At 73.3% G+C, this 19,946-nt stretch carries 16 protein-coding genes; 8 read left to right on the top strand and 8 right to left on the bottom strand.

All coding sequences use genetic code 11. The features are described 5' to 3' along the window. Positions 1-68 precede the first annotated feature (68 nt). The gene (ligA, locus tag ACFYV5_RS10425) at positions 69-2,204 is read left to right on the top strand and encodes an NAD-dependent DNA ligase LigA (RefSeq protein ID WP_389166742.1); all 2,136 of its coding nucleotides are present in this window, start codon (positions 69-71) and stop codon (positions 2,202-2,204) included. Between the two features lie 86 nt (positions 2,205-2,290). Here the strand turns inward: ligA and ACFYV5_RS10420 are convergent, their stop codons facing one another. Beyond that, on the bottom strand, positions 2,291-3,643 hold the full coding sequence (locus ACFYV5_RS10420) for a D-alanyl-D-alanine carboxypeptidase family protein (RefSeq protein ID WP_389166739.1): 1,353 nt from the start codon (positions 3,641-3,643) through the stop codon (positions 2,291-2,293). Between the two features lie 338 nt (positions 3,644-3,981). On the opposite strand from ACFYV5_RS10420, the gene ACFYV5_RS10415 reads away from it, so the two are divergent. Both ACFYV5_RS10415 and ACFYV5_RS10410 read left to right on the top strand, forming a co-directional pair. Then, positions 3,982-5,859: an NAD-binding protein gene (locus ACFYV5_RS10415; RefSeq protein WP_389167809.1), complete on the top strand. Its 1,878-nt coding sequence runs from the start codon at positions 3,982-3,984 to the stop codon at positions 5,857-5,859. Further along, positions 5,856-6,215 carry a CGNR zinc finger domain-containing protein gene (locus ACFYV5_RS10410; protein ID WP_389166736.1) on the top strand — a complete coding sequence of 120 codons (360 nt, stop codon included), beginning with the start codon at positions 5,856-5,858 and terminating at the stop codon, positions 6,213-6,215. The genes ACFYV5_RS10415 and ACFYV5_RS10410 overlap by 4 nt, the downstream gene beginning before the upstream one ends. A gap of 4 nt (positions 6,216-6,219) precedes the next feature. On the opposite strand, the gene ACFYV5_RS10405 is transcribed toward ACFYV5_RS10410, so the two are convergent. Then, the gene (locus ACFYV5_RS10405; protein ID WP_389166733.1) at positions 6,220-6,465 is read right to left on the bottom strand and encodes a hypothetical protein; all 246 of its coding nucleotides are present in this window, start codon (positions 6,463-6,465) and stop codon (positions 6,220-6,222) included. Between the two features lie 244 nt (positions 6,466-6,709). Here ACFYV5_RS10405 and ACFYV5_RS10400 point away from each other — a divergent pair, with 244 nt between their 5' ends. Further along, positions 6,710-7,966 carry a serine hydrolase domain-containing protein gene (locus tag ACFYV5_RS10400; RefSeq protein ID WP_355114423.1) on the top strand — a complete coding sequence of 419 codons (1,257 nt, stop codon included), beginning with the start codon at positions 6,710-6,712 and terminating at the stop codon, positions 7,964-7,966. Positions 7,967-8,043: 77 nt separating this feature from the next. Then, positions 8,044-9,156 (top strand): AI-2E family transporter, encoded by a 1,113-nt coding sequence (locus tag ACFYV5_RS10395; protein ID WP_389166729.1) that lies wholly within the window; start codon positions 8,044-8,046, stop codon positions 9,154-9,156. A gap of 17 nt (positions 9,157-9,173) precedes the next feature. Here ACFYV5_RS10395 and ACFYV5_RS10390 read toward each other — a convergent pair whose 3' ends face one another. The 5 genes from ACFYV5_RS10390 to ACFYV5_RS10370 all read right to left on the bottom strand — a co-directional run bounded on the left by ACFYV5_RS10390 (position 9,174) and on the right by ACFYV5_RS10370 (position 14,746). Continuing rightward, positions 9,174-9,662, bottom strand: a complete 489-nt coding sequence (locus ACFYV5_RS10390) for an NUDIX domain-containing protein (RefSeq protein ID WP_355114427.1) — start codon at positions 9,660-9,662, stop codon at positions 9,174-9,176. A 23-nt stretch (positions 9,663-9,685) separates the two neighbouring features. Beyond that, complete coding sequence (locus tag ACFYV5_RS10385) at positions 9,686-10,420, bottom strand: D-Ala-D-Ala carboxypeptidase family metallohydrolase (RefSeq protein ID WP_389166725.1); 735 nt, start codon at positions 10,418-10,420, stop codon at positions 9,686-9,688. 179 nt (positions 10,421-10,599) lie between these two features. Next, positions 10,600-11,865, bottom strand: a complete 1,266-nt coding sequence (locus ACFYV5_RS10380; protein ID WP_389166722.1) for an FAD-dependent oxidoreductase — start codon at positions 11,863-11,865, stop codon at positions 10,600-10,602. Beyond that, positions 11,862-13,298, bottom strand: coding sequence for an FAD-dependent oxidoreductase (locus ACFYV5_RS10375; protein ID WP_389166719.1), 1,437 nt, complete (start codon positions 13,296-13,298; stop codon positions 11,862-11,864). Before ACFYV5_RS10375 ends, ACFYV5_RS10380 begins: the two co-directional genes overlap by 4 nt. Further along, on the bottom strand, positions 13,295-14,746 hold the full coding sequence (locus ACFYV5_RS10370) for an FGGY family carbohydrate kinase (protein ID WP_389166718.1): 1,452 nt from the start codon (positions 14,744-14,746) through the stop codon (positions 13,295-13,297). The genes ACFYV5_RS10375 and ACFYV5_RS10370 overlap by 4 nt, the downstream gene beginning before the upstream one ends. A 300-nt stretch (positions 14,747-15,046) precedes the next feature. Here ACFYV5_RS10370 and ACFYV5_RS10365 point away from each other — a divergent pair, with 300 nt between their 5' ends. Then, the gene (locus ACFYV5_RS10365) at positions 15,047-16,021 is read left to right on the top strand and encodes a hypothetical protein (protein WP_389166715.1); all 975 of its coding nucleotides are present in this window, start codon (positions 15,047-15,049) and stop codon (positions 16,019-16,021) included. Positions 16,022-16,092: 71 nt separating this feature from the next. Next, entirely contained in the window at positions 16,093-17,622 is a 1,530-nt protein-coding gene (locus tag ACFYV5_RS10360) for an amino acid permease (protein WP_389166713.1), read from the top strand. Positions 17,623-17,646: 24 nt separating this feature from the next. Here ACFYV5_RS10360 and ACFYV5_RS10355 read toward each other — a convergent pair whose 3' ends face one another. Further along, positions 17,647-18,408, bottom strand: a complete 762-nt coding sequence (locus ACFYV5_RS10355) for a GntR family transcriptional regulator (RefSeq protein WP_389166711.1) — start codon at positions 18,406-18,408, stop codon at positions 17,647-17,649. A 194-nt stretch (positions 18,409-18,602) separates the two neighbouring features. Between ACFYV5_RS10355 and ACFYV5_RS10350 the strand changes: the two genes are divergently transcribed. Continuing rightward, complete coding sequence (locus ACFYV5_RS10350; RefSeq protein WP_355116374.1) at positions 18,603-19,943, top strand: DUF2252 domain-containing protein; 1,341 nt, start codon at positions 18,603-18,605, stop codon at positions 19,941-19,943. The last annotated feature ends 3 nt before the right edge of the window (positions 19,944-19,946 follow it).

Here is a 19,946-nt window from a genome sequence, read left to right as displayed (position 1 = left end):
CGGGGTCGCCGACCGGGTCGATCGGCAGGGGCGAGAGGCAGGGTCCGTTGTCAGTGGTGCCCGGCACGATGGACACCATGACAACGACTCCGGTTCTTGCCGATGCCGCCGCGTACGCGCAGGCGGTCGAGGACGCCAAGCGGGCCGCGGCCGCCTACTACGCGGGCGGTACGTCCCCGCTCGACGACGACGCCTACGACCACCTCGGCAGGGCGATAGCGGCCTGGGAGGCGGAGCACCCCGACGAGGTGAGCGCGGACTCCCCGACCGGCAAGGTCGCCGGGGGCGCCGCGGACGGGGACGTACCGCACACCCGGCCGATGCTCTCGCTCGACAACGTGTTCTCGGCCGAGCAGTTCACCGGCTGGGCCGCGTCGCTGGAGCGCCGGATCGGGCGCGCTGTCGAGCGGTGGAGCGTCGAGCCGAAGCTCGACGGCCTGGCGATCGCCGCACGGTACGAGCGCGGGCGGCTGACCCGGCTCGTCACGCGCGGCGACGGCACGGCCGGCGAGGACGTGTCGCACGCGAGGGGGACGATCGTCGGGCTGCCGGAGCGGCTCGCCGAGCCGGTCACCGTCGAGATACGCGGCGAAGTGCTGATGACCACCGAGCAGTTCGAGGCGGCCAACCCCGTGCGCGTCGCACACGGCGGCGAGCCGTTCGCCAACCCGCGCAACGCGGCGGCCGGGACGCTGCGGGCCAAGGACCGCCCGTACCGGGTCGAGATGACCTTCTTCGCCTACGACATGCTCCCGCCGGCCACGACCGACGCAGAGGGCCCGGTCGCGGAGGGGGACGTGGACCCGGACGGTCTGGACGGTCTCGCCCACAGTGAACTGATCGCGCGGGCGGCCGCCCTCGGCCTGCACACCTCGGGCGCCACAGCCGTGCCCGGCCGTGCGGTCACCGGCACGGAGGCGGTGCTGGCCCGTGTCGCGGAGATAGCGGCCCTGCGCGCCGAACTCCCCTTCGGTATCGACGGGATCGTCATCAAGGCCGACCTCGCCGCCGACCGGCGGGAGGCGGGCGAGGGCTCCCGTGCGCCGCGGTGGGCCATCGCGTACAAGCTTCCCGCCGTGGAGAAGGTCACCCGTCTGGTCGCGGTCGAGTGGAACGTCGGCCGCACCGGCGTCATCGCGCCCCGCGCCGTCCTGGAGCCGGTGGAGATCGACGGCAGCACCGTCACCTACGCCACCCTGCACAACCCTTCCGACATCACCCGTCGCGACCTGCGCCTCGGCGACCACGTGATGGTCTACAAGGCGGGCGACATCATTCCGCGGATCGAGGCGCCCGTCGCCCACCTGCGGACCGGTGACGAACAGCCGATCGGCTTCCCCGAGACCTGCCCGCAGTGCGGTTCCGGCATCGACCGCCGCGAGCAGCGCTGGCGGTGCGCACGTGGACGCGACTGCCACCTCGTCGCCTCCCTGTCGTACGCCGTGGGCCGCGACCAGCTCGACATCGAGGGCCTCGGCGCGAGCCGGATCGTCCAGCTCGTCGACGCGGCCCTGGTCACGGACGTGGCCGACCTGTTCACCCTCACCCGCGAGCAGCTGCTCGGCCTGGACCGCATGGGAGAGACCAGCACGGACAACCTCCTCGCGGCGATCGCCACCGCGCGCACGCGGCCGCTCGGCCGGGTGCTGTGCGCCCTCGGCATCCGGGGGACGGGGCGCTCCATGTCCCGTCGCATAGCCCGCCACTTCGCCACCATGGAAGCGGTCCGGGCGGCCGACGCGGAGGCGATGCAGCGGGTCGACGGGATCGGCGCGGAGAAGGCGCCGGTCATCGTCGCCGAGCTGGCCGAGCTGGCCGCGGTCATCGACAAGCTCGTGGCCTCCGGGGTGAACATGACCGAGCCTGGTGCCACCCCGCCGCCCGCGCCGGGGACGGGGCCGGAGCTCGGCGCGGAGTCCTGGGCGGACGCCTCCACCACCGAGGCGGCCGGTCCGCTCTCGGGCCTGTCGGTGGTCGTCACCGGCGCCATGTCGGGCCCTCTGGAAGCCCTGAGCCGCAATCAGATGAACGAGCTGATCGAACGCGCAGGCGGCAAGTCCTCCTCCAGCGTCTCCCAGCGCACCGGTCTCGTCGTCGCGGGCGAGAAGGCCGGATCCAAGCGTGCGAAGGCGGAGGAGCTGGGCATCAGACTGGTGGACCCGGAGGAGTTCGCGACACTGCTCGGCGACTTCCTGCCGGCCTGACAGGACCCGTCGAGGCCGGGCTCAGGACCTGAGCGGCGGCCTTCGTCCGGTGCTCACGAAGCGCGGTGAGCACCGGACGAAGGGCATCACACGCCCTCGTCGCTCCCCCGGGTCGGGCGGCGGCGCCACATCCACAGGGAGAGCGCGGCGCCCAGGGAGGACCCCACCAAGGCCAGGGGCAGGCCCGCCCAAGGCCGAGGGGGGACGGCGTCGCGGGAGACGGTCGTCCCGGGCTTCGCCGGCTGCTCAGGGGCGGCCAGCGCGGCGCCGTCCGCCGACGGCGCCACCGGCCCCTTCGCCGCCTGGCCCGCCACCGCCTTCCCCGCCACGTCCTTCTCCGTCTTCCCGCCTCCTTCCTTCCTTGCCTCCGAGCCCGCCTGCGGTACGGTCTCGCGCCCGGTCCGCTCCTTCGCCGCCTGTTTCACCGACTCCTTCGATTCCTTCGCCCTGTCCCGTACCGGTCCGAGGGAGCCCACCGGCTGGACCCAGCCCGCCGCGTCGAACCCCCAGTCGAGGAGTGTGCGCGCCTCCTCGTACACCGCGAGCCCGCCGCCCGACTGCGGGTTCATCACCGACACCACCAGCGTCCGCGGACCCCGTCGGGCCGCCGCGATCAGCGTGTTCCCCGCGCCGCTCGTGTAGCCGTTCTTGACCCCGATGAGCCCCGGGTAGCGGGCCACGCCGTTCGCCCCGGTCAGCAGCCTGTTGGTGTTGCGGATGCCGTACGACCAGCCCCCGGCCGGGAAATCGGCGTACGGCGTGGAGCAGTACCGGGTGAACGCGGGGTCCTGCAGGCCCGCCCGGCCGAAGAGCGCCAGATCGTACGCCGACGACACCTGCCCCGGCGCGTCGTACCCGTCCGGCGACACCACCCGGGTGTCGCGCGCCCCCAGCGCACGGGCCTTCGCCTGCATCTGACGGGCCATGGACTCCCAGCCCCCGTTCATCGCCGCGAGCACCCGGACGGCGTCGTTGCCCGAGCTGAGGAAGACCCCGTTCCACAGATCCGACACCTTGTACGTGTAGCCGGCCCGGACGCCCACCAGGCTGCTGCCGGTGCCGATTCCCTTCAGCTCCGACTCGGTGACGGTGTGCCGCTGCTCCTGATCGATGTGGGGCAGCGCGGTCACGGCGAACAGCGCCTTGAGCGTGCTGGCGGGCGGCAGCCGTCGGTGGGCGTCGCGCGCCGCCAGGACCTCGCCGGTCGAGGCGTCCGCCACCAGCCACGACAGCGCCGAGACGGAGGAAGGCGCGTCCGGCCCGCCGGACAGCGGCTGGACCTGGGTCCCCGAGCGGTGGAGCCGGGCGGGGTCGATGAAGCGGGCGGCGGGAGGCGTGGGTTCGGTGACGGAGGATGCCGTGGCCGCCGGGACGGGCAGCACGAGCAGCAGCGCCGCGGTACCGGCGGCAGCGTGACGGACAGCTGACGTGACGATCATTCAGCCACCGTAGGAAGCGGGGACGGCGCCCGCAGATCGAAGTGCGCCGACCGGCGTACGGCGAGTGGCGGACGGGCGGTGCGCGGCCAGGGCTCCGAACGGTCGCCCCATGGATTCCGCCTCGCCCTCCGAGTCCCGCGAACGGGTGAACGGCGACCGGTGACCGGGCTGTCGGTGGGGCAGGGCATCCTGGTGACGTGTCCTCATCTCCGCAGCCCCGTACACGCGTTACGCCGGACCCCGCGGTGCGTCCGTCCGCCGGCGACCCGCAGGGCGCGCCGTTCGGCGCGCCCCTGTTCCGGGCCGAGCGGCCGGACCGGCCCGCCCCTCTCGGCCACATGATCGTCTGGGGGGACGACGTGCTCGCCCACCGGCTCGCGGGTGAGCTGCACGAGGTCTACGGGGAGCGGGTCACCCTGCTCGTACCGGCACGGACGGACACCCCGCAGCAGCCCGCGGGTCGCCCGGGCCGCGCCGTCGCGCTCTTCGGGCGGGTGACCGCCGCCGTGACGCGTACGGCCGTCGGGGAACAACGGGGTGCGCCCGCCGGGCGATCCGTCCGCGTGGTCGAGACGGACGAGGTCGATGACGCGGTGCTGCTCGACGCGGGGGTGGAGCAGGCCGCCGCCCTCGCCCTGGTCCACGACGACGACGAGACGAACATCCGCGCGGCGCTCGCCGCCCGCCGCCTCAACCCCCGGCTCCGCCTGGTCATCCGGCTCTACAACCGCAAGCTCGGCCAGCACCTGGAGACGCTCCTGGACCAGGCCGCCGCCGTCGCCGAACCCTGTCTCGACCCCAAGCTCCTCGACGCCTCGACGACCGTGCTCTCCGACGCGGACACCGCGGCCCCCGCCCTGGCGGCCACCGCCGTCGCCGGCACGAGCAAGGTCGTGCAGGCCGGTGGTCTGCTCCTGCACGCCGTCGAGCGGACTCCGCCCGCGCGCGGCGAGGTCGCCGACCCGGGGCTGTGCACGCTCGCCCTGCTGTCGGCGACCACCAACGACCCGGCCGGCTGCGAGGGCTCGGAGAGCAGCGGCGACCAGGGCCCGCTGCTGTTGCCCGACGACCGGGCGGTCGCGGCCGCTCCCGGCCGGGGCACGGTCGCGCTCGAAGCGATCACGTACGCGGGTCCGACCCTGTCCTCCAAACGGTTCGGCGCCTCCGCTCTGCCCGTCGGCTCGCTCTTCTCCCGCCGCCTGCGCTGGTCGCTCGCGGGCGTGGCGGCCGCGGTCGGGGCGATCGCCCTCGCCTCCTGGCTCACCACCGGCGACCACCCGCTGCACGCCGCGTACCTCACGCTGCTCGATCTCTTCGCGATCGGGGACCCGGCCGTCGGGGAGACGACCAGCCGTCAGGTGCTGCAGATCCTCGCCGGCTTCGTCGGCCTCCTGCTGATGCCCGTCCTGATCGCGGGCATCCTGGAGGCCCTGGGCACCTTCCGGACCGCGACCTCGCTGCGCCGCCCGCCGCGCGGCCTGTCGGGACACGTGGTGCTCCTCGGCCTCGGCAAGGTCGGCACGCGTGTCCTGGCGCGGTTGCGCAGGCTGAACATCCCCGTGGTGTGCGTCGAGTCCGACCCGGAGGCGCGCGGTATCGCGCTGGCGCGCCGGCTGCGCGTGCCCACCGTCATCGGGGACGTCACCGAGGAGGGCGTCCTGGAGGCCGCCCGTATCCACCGGGCCCACGCCCTGCTCGCCCTGACCAGCATCGACATCACCAACCTGGAGGCCGCGCTCTCCGCCCGTGCCGTCAAGGCCGATCTCCGGGTCGCGCTGCGGCTGTACGACGACGACTTCGCCACCGCCGTCTACCGCACCCTGCGTGTCGCGCATCCCGACGCCCTCACGCGCAGCCGCAGCGTCTCCCACCTGGCCGCGCCCGCGTTCGCGGGCGCGATGATGGGCCGCCAGATCCTGGGCGCCATCCCGGTGGAGCGCCGCGTGCTGCTGTTCGCGGCCGTGGAGGCCGCGGACAACCCTCTGCTCGAGGGCCGGACGGTGGCGCAGGCGTTCCAGCCGGGAGCCTGGCGGGTGATCGCCCTGGCCACGGGTTCGGCGCCCCTCGGCCGCCATGGGGCGGGGCTCGTCTGGCAGCTGGAGCCGGACCGTGTCCTGGGCGCCGGGGACCGGGTCGTCATCGCCGCCACGCGCCGCGGCCTCGCCGAACTGCTCGGCCGCCGCCCGCGTCAGCCCGCACCGGACCCCGTCGGGTGAGTCGCGGACACACGATCGGCACCCCGAGCGCGCCGGAGGAACGTGGTGGAGCGCGGCTGCGACGATCTGGGTCACCGCGGCGGCCAGGAGCAACAGGGCGGCGGGCGCGTCCCTGGCACCTGCACGTCGACCGGGGCGAGGACACCGGCTGGGCCGACTGGTTCCTCGCGTCCAGCGCCCTCGTCCTCGCCCAGCTCCTCGCCGACCACGGCCGGATCACCTGGGGCGTCTGCGCCGCCGCCCGCTGCTCCACGCTCTACCTGGGCGCCGGTCCCGGCAGCGCCCAGGGGTACTGCTCCGCCGCCTGCGCCTCCCGGGAACGTGTCGCCGCGCAGCGGCGTCGCGCCAGGAGATGACCGCTCACCCCGCCCGGCCGCGGTCGCCCGCGGGGGAGGCGCGCAGCGCCGAGACGACGTGCAGCAGATGCGCCTCGTTGCCCGAGAAGCCCGCGGCCCGCAGGGCCTCGTCGGCCTCCGCCATGGGGTGCGTGAGCATCGCCGCCGCGTAGGGAACGAGGTGCGGATCGGTCAGCACGGCCTGGGTGGACTCCAGAAGGCGAAGGTACGCCTGGGCAGCGGCGCGCTCACGGGCGGTGATCGTGGTCATGTCGGGCTCCCTCTCGACAGGTTGGCGTCTTCCACCCTCTCGTACGGGTCTGACAATGAGGCTCTGGACGGCCTCCCTCGGCATGTCCGCCCCTGTCCGGGAACCCGCGCCCCGTGTCAGGAACCTTTCGGTGACGTTGGCACTCATGACCCATGGGACCGGGAGACGGCGCACACCGCCGGCCTCCTGAAGCCCTACGGCCGACTGCAGTTCGTGCCCGTACCCACCGAGTCGAGGAAGTAACGTGCCCCTGTCGTCACACCGCCGCCTGACCGTGAGCGCCACGCTGATCGCCGCGCTCGCCGCCGGCATCGCCCCCGCCACCGCGTCCGCCGCGCCCCTCACGCCCGCCGCCCCCGCGGTCCCCACCGCTCCCGCCCCCGACATGGAGGGCGTGGTCGGCGCGCTGAACGCCGCCATGGCCAACGGCGCCCCGGGCGCGATGGCCCGCTACACCGGCCCCGGTGGTGTCCAGACGCGCGCCCTCGGAGTCCGCGACCGGGAGTCGGGCGCGCCCATGGACACCCGGGCACGCTTCCGGATCGGCAGCGTCAGCAAGACCTTCTCCTCCGTCGTCCTGCTGCAACTGGTGGAGGAGGGCAAGCTGGAGCTCGACGCTCCGGTGAACGCCTACCTGCCGGGTCTCCTGCCCGACGACCGGATCACGGTGCGTCATCTGCTGACCCATCGCAGCGGCTTGGCCGACTACACCAATGCGATGTTCGAGAAGACCGTGCCCGGCTTCGAGGCCGTACGCAACCGTGTGTTCGGCTACCAGGAGTTGGTGGACCTCTCCCTCGGCGAACCGCGCACCACGGAGCCCGGAGCCGCGTACAAGTACTCGAACACGAACTTCGTCGTGGTCGGCATGCTCATCGAGAAGGCCACCGGCCGGCCGGTGGCCAAGGCGTACGAGCGCCGCATCATCAAGCCCCTGGGGCTGCGCAACACCTCCTACGTCCACCCCGACACCCGGATCGAGGGACCGCACGCGCGCGGTTATCTGCACCCGGACGAGGCCGGTGCCCCGCTCGTCGACTCCACGGAACAGACCGTGTCCTGGGCGCAGTCGGCCGGGGCCGTCATCTCCAGCCCCGCCGACCTGAACACCTTCACGACCGCGCTGATGCGGGGCCGGCTGCTGTCGCCCCGCATGCTCGACGCCATGACCACCGTCACCCCGACGGACACGACCAACACCCGGTTCTACGGGCTGGGGCTGCGCCGCTACGACCTGTCCTGCGGCACTCAGGTCTATGGGCACACCGGCACCGTCCAGGGTTACTACACCTATGCCTTCGCCACCCGGGACGGCCGCCGCAGCCTCGCCGCGATGGCCAACACCTCCAACCGGGGCGCGGCCAACACCGCGCTCGGCGGCACGCTGGAGGCCGCGTTCTGCGGCAAGAAGCCGGCCCCGGCGACTTCCTCGGCGTCCTCGCCCTCGGCGCGCGGCTTCTCGACGCTCCCCGCGGAGGAGGACCTGCCCGAGCGCCGCTGACGGGTCGGCGGTGTCGCCGGTGCGGGCATGCGACCACCGGCGGCACCGCCGCCATCGGGCCCCCATAGGGTGATCCCATGTCTGTGACGTTGAGTTCCACGAAAACGGCCGCCGCGCTGCGTACCGCGGCACGTGTCTCCGGGGAGTCGCTGCTGGTCCTCGTGATGGCTGCCGTGAGTCTGTGGATCGTGGGCCGGATGTGGCCGGTCGTCTGGCCGCTCATAGTGGGCCTGTTCCTCACCACCCTCACCTGGCCGCTGACCCGGTTCCTGCGCCGGCACGGCTGGCCTCCCGCCCTCGCCGCGGGCGCCGTGACCGTGCTGTTCCTCCTGCTCGTCACGGGCATCGTCGCGCTGATCGCGGTGCCGGTGGCCTCCCAGTCCGGCGAACTGGCCGACGGCGTGGTCCAAGGCATCCAGAGGCTTCGGGAGTGGGCCGCCGGGCCGCCGCTGAACATCGGCGACGACCAGATCTCAGGCGCTCTCGACACCGCGATGACCCGCGTCCAGGACAGCGTCGGCAGCATGGTCACCGCCGTCGCCACCGGAGTCGGCACCGTGTTCAACGGCATCGTCACCGCCGTCCTGGCGCTCTTCCTGATGTTCTTCTTCCTCAAGGACGGTCCGCGGTTCCTGCCGTGGCTCACCCGACAGCTCCCCGGCCGGCTCGCCACCGACGTCCCGGTCGTCGCCGAGCGCGGCTGGGACACCCTGGGCACGTTCGTGCGCTCCCAGGCTCTCGTCGGCCTGCTCGACGCCGTCTTCATCGGCCTCGGACTGTGGATTCTGGGGGTGCCCCTGGTCCTCCCGCTGGCGGTGCTGACCTTCGTCTCCGCGTTCGTGCCGATCGTGGGAGCCCTGTTCGCCGGCCTGGTCGCGGTGCTCATCGCGCTGGTGTCCAACGGCCCGACCGATGCCCTGATCGTGCTGGCGATCATCGTGGTCGTGCAGCAGCTGGAGGGCAACGTGTTCCAGCCCATGATCCAGAGCCGCGGGCTCGGCCTGCACGCCGCGGTGGTCCTGCTGGCGGTGACGCTGGGCGGCAGCCTGGCCGGCATCGTGGGCAGCCTGCTCGCCGTACCCGTGGCCGCGCTGATCGCGGTGGTCTGGAACTACCTGCGCGAACAGCTCAGCGAACCCCTGCCGCGGCCGGTGACCGACGAACCGCACGCCGCCGCCGTCCCGTCGTAGCGTCCAGGACCCGCCGGTCAGATGTCGCGCCGCCCGTTCCCGTCCACCGCCGTGGCGAGCCGGTCGAGGAAGACCCGCTGGCCCGCGACGAGGAGCGGAGCGGCCGCCTCGGGCGGGAACCAGCCGACCCGGTCGATCTCCGGGAACTCCCGCCGGACGCCCGAACCGCGCGGCCACTCCATGGTGAACGTGCCCGGCACGACCAGGGTCGGGTCCAGATCCGCCTCGATCGCCCAGACGGTGACGGTCTTTCCGTTCGCCTGCCGCGCCTCGCCGAGCGCGATCCGCTCGCCGTCCGGCGCCGGCAGGCCGAGCTCCTCCTCGAACTCACGGCGGGCGGCGGCCTCCGGCGTCTCCTCGGGCCCGTACTCGCCCTTGGGGATCGACCAGGCGGAGACGTCCTTCGAGGACCAGAAGGGACCGCCCATATGACCGATGAGCACCTCGAAGCCACCGTCCGCCGTCCGGCGGAAGAGGAGAAGCCCGGCACTGCGCTTGTCCGACATGGCGTCCAGTGTGGCGGACCGGGTCAGATGCCGCAGCTGCTCGCCGACCAGTAGCGGGAGGCACGGGTGTCCACGTGGGCGTGGTCGCCGTGGCCCGGGTAGCCGGGGCCGAGGATCCCGTTGAAGCCGTGGTAGCGCGCCTGCTTGGCCAGCGTGCAGAGCGAGGGCGACCCCGTCAGATCGATCCCGTCGCCGTAGAGGTGCCGGCTGTCCGACGCCCCGCCGACCGCCGAGTTGCAGGCGTACGAGCGGAAACCGCTGCTCACCGAGATCGGGACGTCACCCAGCGCGTGGCGCATCGCCTCCAGCTTCCACATCGCGCGCAGGGCGTTCGACCTGGCGGTGGCCGCGCTGACCGCCCCGCCCGAGTAGTCGCTGTTGCACTTGTTGAGCTCGGCGTAGGTGAAGTGGACCGGCGTGCAGTCGGCGTCCTGGAGGGCGTACAGCTTCGAGAAGGTCGCGGGGCCGGCGACGCCGTCGGCGGCCAGTCCGTACGCCTGCTGGAAGCGGGTCACCGCGGCCTTGGTGGCGGGGCCGTAGTCCCCGTCGACCGTCAGCACCGCGCCGTAGCCGGGATACCCGGCGACCCGGATCTGCAGTTGGGTCACGTCCGCGCCGGACATGCCCGAGGACAGGGTGCGGCCCCAGGTGTAGCACTCGTCGGCGTGCGCGGTGCCGGATGTGGCGACCGTGCCCGCGAGGGCGGCGACCACCACCAGGACCGTGGCGAGCAGGGATCTGACCAAGCGCCGGACCATGACACCTCCGTGTGTGGCAAGAAGACGGCGGAAGAAGACGGCGGAAGAAGACGGCGGACGGGGAGCGGGCGGAGGGTTCTCCGCCCGCTCCCCGTCATGAGCATGACCACGAGCATGGGGCGGGACGGGACCCCGGTCAACAGTGCGGGACCCCTGCCAATGGCCCAGGCCAGTGGCGCCTACGCGGCGATCCGCACGGTCACGGCACCGCCCGCCGGGTCCACCTCGCACGCCCACGCACCCGCGAGCCGCACGGACCGGTGCGGCCACGCCGTGCCCAGAAGCCTTTTCCTGCACAGGATCCGGCCGTCCTGCGCGACCTCCACGACCGGACGCACCAGCGGCTCCCTCACCCGCAGCAGAAACGGGCGTGCGGCCGCTCCCGTCGTGATCCGGTTCGGCGCCACCCAGGCCAGGGGCGGATCCGGCGCCACCGGCACACCTCCGACGGGCCACGGCTCGCCCGACAGATGGCGCAGCACCGCGTCCGCCGCTCCCCGCCCCTCGGCCGCCGCGGCGGCCGCCGACTCCACCCCGCGCAGCACGTTGCCCGCCGCGAAGACACCCGCCGAAGCGGTACGGAAGAAGCCGTCCACCGCGGGCCCGCGCGTACCGGGATCCAGCGGCACCTCCCTCGCGCGGGCCAGTTCGTTGTCGGGGATCCACTCCCCGGTGAAGACGACCGTGTCGCAGCGGATCGTGACATCGCGACCGTCGGGGCGGCTCAGGCGGACACCGGTGAGGCGTCCCCGGCCCAGCAGCTCCGTCACCACCGTGCCCCTCAGCAGCGGAGGGGGAGGCGCGGCGGCGTACGGTCGTGGCGCGTACGGCTGCTCGGTGACCATGGCCACCACCTCCGCCCCGCCCCGGCGCAGCGCCCGCACCGCGTGGTGGGCCACCGGTTCGGCGCCGACGACGACGGCCCGCCGCCCGAGCCGATCGGCCCGCACTCCGTACAGATGCACGGACTGCTGCAGTTCGCCGGTGGTCAGCACCCCGGCCGGCCGCGTCCCCGGCACCAGGCGCGCGCCGCGCGGCCGTTCACGCGCACCGGTCGCCAGGACCACCGCCCGCGCCGTGACCCTCTCGAGCCCGGTCGGTGCCGTCACGTCCAGGGTGAGGGGACCCGCCCAGCCGGTCACGGAGACCCCGGTACGGACCGTGGCCCCGGCCACCACCGCAGCCCGCGCCGTCCGGCGCGCGAACCCCGGCCCGTCCATGGTGCGGCCGGAGCCGACCGAGCCGACCGAGCCAATCGCGCCGATCGAGCCGAAACCGCCGTGGGCACAGTGGCGGGGTACGCCACCGGCCTCCCGCTCCCGTTCCAGGACCTCGATCCGGTAGCGGCCCGCCGCGGTCGTGGCGAGCCGGGCGGCCGCCGCGAGCCCGGCGGGCCCGGCGCCGACGACGAGCACGTCCACCGTACGGTTCACCGCTCCGGTCATGACTGCTTCGCCTCCTCGAACATCGCCCGGACCGTGGCCCCGCAGAAGAACCCCTGGCACCGGCCCGCGCGCGCCCGTGTGCGGCGCCGCAGTCCGTCGAGCGAAGCCGGCGGGATCGTCGAGGCGAGCGCGTCCCGGATCTCGCCCCGCGTGACCCGCTCGCAGTGGCAGACGATCGAGCCGAACTCCGGATCCCGGGCGATGAGTCCGGCGTCCCGGTACGGGCGAGGGAACGCCTCGCCCAGGTTCGGCATCCGTACCGGGGCGAGCGGACGCTCCGCCCCCAGGGCCAGCCCGCTGTCCGCGAGCAGGTCCACCACGTGCGCGGCGATCGCCATCGACGCGGTCAGGCCGGTGGACCGGATGCCCCCCACCGTGACGTACTTCCCGGCGGACCGCGCGCTGATCCGGTAGTCGTCGTACTCGGTCGCCGCCCGCAGTCCCGCGTAGACGGCCGTGACCTCCTCGTCGAGGAGCGCGGGCAGGATCCGGCGGCCCTGCGCGCGCAGCGCGGCCAGGCCGTCGGCCGTCGACCCGGTGGCCGACCTGTCGTCCAGGTCCTCGGCCGTCGGGCCGAGCAGCACGTTCCCGTACACCGTCGGCGCGACCAGGACGCCCTTGCCGAGCGCGCTGGGCACGGGCAGGAGGATGTGCCGGATCAGGGAGCGCGCGAACGTGTCGAAGACGATCAGCTGGCCGCGGCGCGGTGTCACCGTGAAGTCCCGTCGGCCGAACAGCGCGTCGAACCGGTCCGCGTACAGCCCGCAGGCGTTGACGACGTACCGCGCGCGCAGGACGCCGCGCGGTGTGACCAGCCGGTGCGGCTCGCCGGGAACCGCCTTCTCCACGCGGCAGCCGAGATGCAGGTCGACCCCCGAGCGAACCGCCTGGGTGGCGTACGAGAGCGTGGTCGTCCAGGGGCAGATGATCGACTCACCCGGTACGTCCAGCGCACCGCGCGCTCCGGGCCCCAGCTGCGGCTCCCGCGCGCGCAGCTCCCCGGCGCCCAGGATCCGGGTGGTGCGATGGCCGTTGCGCACCGCCTTGTCCGCGAGACGGGGGAGCGCGGCCAGCTGCTCCTCGTCCCAGGCGACGAGCAGCGCGCCGACCGGCTCGACGGGGATGCCCGTCTCCCGCGCGTGATCGGCGAGCAGGCGCTGCCCGTCCCGTACGAGCCGGGCCTCCAGGGAGCCCGGGACGGCGTCGAAACCGGTGTGCAGGATCGCCGTGTTGGCCTTCGAGGTGCCCTCGCCGACATCGCCGGACGCCTCGACGAGCGCCACCCGCAGCGGGCGGCGCGCGAGTTCGCGGGCGATCGCGCAGCCGACCACCCCGGCGCCGACCACCGCGACGTCGTACTCCGCGCCCGGCGCCGAGGTGTCCGGCAGCGCTCCCCTACGGGTGACGACGCCGACGCGCCGATCCGCCGTCACGGGCGGGACGCTTCGGAGGAACCGTCGAGGAGCGCCGCCACGGCGGAACGGAACCGGTCCAGGCGTTCCGCCGCTTCGGCGCCGCTGACGGCGGGCTCGTACACGGCCGACGGCTTCCACTCCGGAACGGCCTCGCGGACGGTGAGGGAGGAGTCGAGACCGAGCCGGGCCACCGCGCCGACCCCCAGCGCCGTCGCGTCCGGCAACGCGGAGACCTCGACGGGGAGCTGGAGCAGATCGGCCTGCGTCTGCATCAGCAGGGCCGAGCGGGTCAGGCCGCCGTCCACACGCAGCGTCGTCAAAGGGGTGCCGAGGTCGGCGGCGGCCGCGCCTGCCAGCTCCACGACCTGGGCGGCGATCCCCTCGCAGAGCGCCCGGACCAGGTGCCCGCCCGTGGTGTCCAGGCCGAGGCCGTGCAGGGAACCGCGCACGTCGCCGCGCCACCACGGGGCGGCGAGCCCGGCCAGGGCCGGTACGAAGGTGACTCCGCCGGAGTCCGGCACCGCGCCGCCCACCGCGTCGAGGTCCCCGGCGCCCGACAGCACCCCGAGGTCGGTCAGCCAGCGCACGGCGGACGCGGCCGTGTACACCTGGCCGTCGAGGCAGTAGCTGGTCCGTCCGGCGAGCCGCCAGGCCACACAGCTCACGAGCCCGGAGTCGCCGCGGCGCGGGGCCGGCCCGGTCTGCGCGAGCAGGAACGCCCCTGTCCCGTAGGTGCACTTGGCCGCCCCCGGCTCGGTGACGCTCTGGGCGAGGAGCGCCGCCTGCTGGTCCACCAGGAGCCCGGTCAGCGGCAGCGGTGGCCCGAACGCGGTGGTGACGCCCACCCGGGTGTCGGCGTCGACCACACGGGGCAGGCGCTCGCCGCCGAGACCATAGACGTCGAGGGCCTCCGCGGACCAGGACACGGTGTCCAGATCGAGCAGGCCGGTGCGCCCGGCGGTCGCGGCGTCCGTGATGAACTCGCCCGTGAGCCGGTGCACCAGCCAGGCGTCGCTCGTCGTGACGACCCCTTCCCCGGTGAGCCGGCGACGGATCCAGGCCATCTTGGGCGCGGCGAAATAGGGGTCCAGCGGCAGACCGGTCCACTGCCTCAACGCGTCGGCGTGGGCGGCGAGTTCCCCGCACAGGCTCTCGGCCCTGCGGTCCTGCCAGACGAGCGCGTCGGTGAGCGGCTCACCTGTCGCCGGGTCCCAGGCCAGCACGGTCTCGCCCTGATTCGCCAGGCCGACCGCCGAGACCGGAGTGCCCGCCTCGGCCAGTGCCGCCCGGCCCGCGGTGACGACGGAGTCGTACAGGTCGGCAGGCGTGACCTCGACCAGACCGCCCGGCAGATAACGCGGGCGCACGGGCGCGGAACCGGAGCCGATGACGCCCCGCTCGGGGCAGACGACGAGCGCCTTGGTCCCGGAAGTGCCCTGGTCGACGGCGAGTACCGGGCCCGTCATCGTCGTACTCCCGTCCCCGAAGCGCCTTCGGTCCTTGATCGCGGAAGCGGAAAGACTCGTGCACGCGCACCGTTCCGTCAAGCGGTTCCCGGCCAGTACGTCAGCTCGTCACAGAGATGTGATGGTTGCTCATATTCGTTCCGTGGCCGAATAGTTACGGTCAGATCCGAAACCGGACCGGGCTCGTCCAGACGCCTCTATAGTGATCGCCGACCACCGGCCGGGACGCCCACCGGGGGGACTGACCATCCCCTTCATTCACCGAGGACCCATGTCTCCCACCGCACGCCCCGCTCGCTGATGGCAGGACACGGCTTCCGGCCCGTCTACCATCCGGCGGGCCACGACCACGCCCTGCGCCATGCCGTCCAGGACCTGCGGACCGGCCGCTGGGTGTCCATGGCCCGACTGCTCGACGAGACGGCGGGCTGGGACGGCTGGACCCGGCGCACCCAGGTGCTCGCCACGGTCGCCGCCGGCACCGACGTCGTGCAGACCTGGCGGGCCGAGCAGCCGGACAGCGTCTCCGCGACCGTGATGCACGCCCGGGTCGCCGTGGAACGGGCCGTACGCGCCCACCGGGCCGGCCACCCCCGCACCCGCACCCTCTGGCAGGAGGCGTGGACCGCCTGCCATCACGCCACCGAACGGGCACCCGCCGACCCCGTCCCCTGGGTCTGCCTGCTCGCCCTCGCCACACTCGACGAGCGCCGGCACATGGAGGAGCACCGGCTCCGCCCACCCGCGCCCATGCTGCCGCCCGGCCCCTGGGGACTCCTCGCCGAGGCGGAGAAACGCGACCCGCACAACCGCGAGGCCCACCACCGGATGCTGCAGTTCTTCCTCGGCAGCCCCTCCGGATCGCTCTCCGAAGCCGTCAACTACGCGCAGTGGGCGACCGGTTCGGCTCCCATGGGCTCCGCCCTGCACGCCCTTCCGCTGCACGTCAGGGTCGAGCGCTACCGGCGCGAACGCGGCCAGGAGCACGCCCTCGACCTGCACTGGGTCGCCGAGGACGCCGTCCGCGACGCGCGCCGCGCCCTGGACGCCTGGTTCCTCTTCTGCGACACCACCGAGGCCTCCCTCCTCGACCTCAACCATCTCGCCCACGCCCTCTTCGGCGCGCTCCGCTTCACCGACGCGGCCCGCGTCTTCGAGGCCCTCGGGCCGTACTGGACGGTCCTGCCCTGGGCGTACCGCACGCCTCGGCCCGACGATCGTGCGCTCGCCGAAGAGGTCTTCGTGCGCGCCCGTGCCCGCTGTCTCGATCCCTGACCGCGCCCCCTGGTCCCTGGCGACGCCCCCCGCTCCCCGACCCTCGCTCACCCTTCCCCGGAGGTACCGGCATGTCCCGCACCGTCCCCGCCGACGAGATACGCAGGCCCCCGGCCGCGCAGGACGAGGAGGCCCGGCTCAGAGAGCTCGGCTACCAGCCCGTTCTCGCCCGCCGCATGGGCGGCTTCGGCAACTTCGCCATCAGCTTCTCCGTCATCTCCGTCCTGTCCGGCTGCATGACGCTGTACGGCTTCGGCCTGGGCACCGGCGGCCCCGCCGTCATGATGTGGGGCTGGGCGGGCGTCGGCCTCTTCGTGCTGTGCGTCGGTCTCGCGCTTGCCGAGGTCACCAGCGCGTACCCCACCTCCGGCGCCCTCTACTACATGGCCGACCGGCTCGGCGGCCGGCGCTGGGGCTGGTACACCGGCTGGCTGAACCTGCTCGGTCTGCTGGGTGCGATCGCGGGCATCGACTACGGCGCCGCCCTCTTCACAGGTGCGCTGCTCCATCTCCAGTGGGGCGTCGTGCCCACGGCCGGCTCCACCTTCCTGATCTTCCTCGCGATCCTGCTGCTGCACGCCGTGCTCAACCTCTTCGGCGTACGCCTGGTCAGCGTGCTCAACTCGATCAGCGTGTGGTGGCACCTGACCGGTGTGGCCGTGATCGTCGGCACGCTGGCGTTCATCCCCGACCGCCACCAGTCCGCCGAGTTCGTCTTCACCGAGTTCGTCAACGACACCGGCTGGGCCAACCCCTTCTACGTCGCCGCCGTCGGCCTGCTCCTCGCGCAGTACACCTTCTCCGGTTACGACGCCTCGGCCCATCTCTCGGAGGAGACGTCCAACGCCTCGGTCAGCGCGGCCAAGGGCATCGTCCGCGCCATCTGGGTCTCCTGGATCGCCGGGTTCGCGCTGCTCGCCGGACTGACCTTCGCCATCCAGGACTACGCGGGGACGCAGAACAGCGCCACCGGAGTCCCGCCCGCCCAGATCCTGCTCGACGCGCTCGGCTCCGGCGGCGCCACCGCCCTGCTGCTCGTGGTGATCGTGGCCCAGCTCTTCTGCGGCAACGCCGAGGTGGCCGCCGCCAGCCGCATGGTCTTCGCCTTCAGCCGCGACAACGCCCTTCCCGGCTCGGCCCTCTGGCGCAAGGTCAGCAGCCGTACGCAGACCCCGGTGCCGGCCGTCTGGCTCGCTGTCGGCGTCGCCGCACTCCTCGCGGTACCGTCGCTGTACTCCGCCACCGCGTACGGCGCCGTCACCGCCATCAATGTCATCGGCATCACCCCCGCCTACGCCATTCCGATCTATCTGCGGCTGCGGGCCGGCAAGCGGTTCACGCCGGGCCCCTGGAGCCTGGGTCGCTGGAGCGCGCCGATCGGCTGGACCGCCGTGATCTGGGTGGGCCTCGTCACCGTTCTCTTCTGCCTGCCGCAGAAGTCGCCGGTGACCATCGACTCCATGAACTACGCGGTCGTCGCCCTCGCCGTCGTTCTCCTGCTCTCCAGCGTCTGGTGGTACGTGGCCCGCCGCTCGTACGGCACGCCCTCGGCGTACGGAAGCGCCCGCGAAGAGGCGGAGATCGCCGAGGGCATCGTCTGACGGGTCGTACGAGGAGCGCCGGCGTCAGCCGCTGAACTCGTAGGTCCACGCGGCCCCGTGCGCCGCGAAGTCGATGTCCGTGATCTCCAGCGCGTGCCCGTGCTGGTCGCTCACCACCCGGTGGACGAGCAGCCGGGCCGCACCGCCCCCGACCCCGGTGGTGCGGGCCGGCGGCATCGGCGGCACGCCGATCGACTCCCGACGGGTGAGGTGCAGTCCGGCCTGGTGCATCCAGTGGTAGAGCAGCCGCAGATCGGGCTGGAGCACGATGCCCCTGGCCCGCCGGTAGCGTGCGAGTTGCGGTATCTCGGCGAGCGCCGGCCGGGAGAACCAGGACACGGAGCGCTGCAGGGGCGCGCTGCCGGGGGAGAGAACGGCATGCCGGTGGACGAGCGTGGGCTCGCCGGGCACCAGGCCGAGCCGCCCGGCCGACGCGGCCGGCGGCGCCTCCCAGGCGAGCGAGGCGCGGACCAGGGCGGCGACCGTCTCCGTACCGCCGGGGAAGAGTTGCCGACCGGCCGTCAGGCCCGGTGTCGCCGGCCCGTGTTCGCCGCTCGCGGCGAAGGTGCCGCGGCGGTCGGTGACGACGAGCCGTTCCTCCCGCAGCAGGTGGAGCGCGTTGCGGACGGTCTGCCGGTTCACGTGGTAGCGGTGGGCCAGGGAGCGTTCGGACGGCAGCCGGCTTCCGGGGGAGATCCGCCGGTCGGCGAGATCGCTTCGCAGTGCGGCGGCGACCTTCAGGTAGAGCGGGACCACCGCCGCCTGCTCGGGTTCGGGCTCAGCCATGTTCCAACCCTCTCTTTGCTCAGCGTGACTGTCTGGGTCGTGTGGGTGATCAATTCCTATCATTGGTCTAAACCATTAGGAAGAGGGGTCGGGCGGACTGGCCGAAACCCGGACCGCTCCGGGTGCGCCCGGCGGCGTCTGACCTTGTAATGAGTCTCGACCGGCAACGGCGGCGGAAGAGGCGGTGAGGCCGGATGACGACACCGGCGGCGCGGGCCGAGGCCGGCAGAGCGGCCCGCAGGAGTGTGCCGCGGTCCTCGCACGGCCGCTGGATACCCTCGTCGCAGCGCCCGGACCCGCTGAGCGTGCTGGAGCGACAGGCTGTCGACCGCGTACCCGAACTGCTCCCCGTCCGGTACGGCCGGATGGCCGTCTCCCCCTTCGCGTTCCTGCGCGGCGCCGCCGCCGTCATGGCCGCCGACCTCGCCGCCCAGCGCCACACCGGCCTCACCGTCCAGCTCTGCGGCGACGCCCATCTCCTCAACTTCGGCGTCTACGCCTCACCCGAACGGGCGCTTCTCTTCGACGTCAACGACTTCGACGAGACCCTGCCCGGCCCCTTCGAGTGGGATGTGAAGCGGCTGGCCGCCAGTGTCGCCGTGGCCGCCCTGCAGAACGGCACCACCAAGCCCAAGGCCCACCGCGCGGCCCTCGCCGCCACCGAGGCGTACCACGCCGCCATGAAACGTCTCGCGGGCCTCGGGGAGCTCGCCGTCTGGTACGCCCGGCTCGACGCCGACGACCTGCCGGCCCTGGTCCGTCCCGACCGCCGGGCGCGGGCCGAGAGCAACCTGGCCAAGGCGCGCCGCCGCACCAGCCTCCAGGCGCTCGGCAGGCTCACCGAGCAGGACGAGAGCGGTGGCCGCCACTTCGTCGACGACCCGCCGCTCCTCGAACGCGTCACAGAAGTGGACCGGGCCACCCTCAGCAAGATCTTCAGCGACTACCGCAGCTCGCTCTCCGACGAACGCAGGCCGCTCCTGGACCGGTTCCGTTTCGTCGACGCGGCACGCAAGGTCGTCGGCGTCGGCAGCGTGGGCACGCGCTGCTTCGTCCTCCTGTTCGAAGGCCGCGACGCCGCCGACCCGCTGATGCTCCAGATCAAGGAGGCCGGCCGCTCGGTCCTCGAGCCGTATCTGTCGCCGAGCGCGTACATCCATCAGGGGCAGCGGGTCGTCTGCGGACAGCGCCTCATCCAGGCCGCCGGCGACATCTTCCTCGGCTGGACGACCGGGCCGGAGAGACGCCACTTCTACTGGCGCCAGTTGCGCGACATGAAGGGGTCGGCGGACGTCGAGACCATGTCCCCGGCGATGCTCCGCGGGTACGCGAGGCTCTGCGGCCGCGCCCTGGCCCGCGCCCACGCCCGCTCCGGCGACCGCATCGCCATCGCCGCCTACCTCGGCTCCTCGGACGTGTTCGACCGGTCGGTCGCCGACTTCGCGATCCAGTACGCGGGCCAGAACGCCGACGACTACGCGGCGCTGAGCGCGGCGATCGCCGCCGGCGTGCTCATCGCGGCACCCGGGGTGTGACGG

The organism is Streptomyces sp. NPDC003035 (assembly GCF_042888285.1).
In the GTDB taxonomy this organism is placed as follows: domain Bacteria; phylum Actinomycetota; class Actinomycetes; order Streptomycetales; family Streptomycetaceae; genus Streptomyces.
This window is presented reverse-complemented; position numbering and strand designations above follow the sequence as displayed.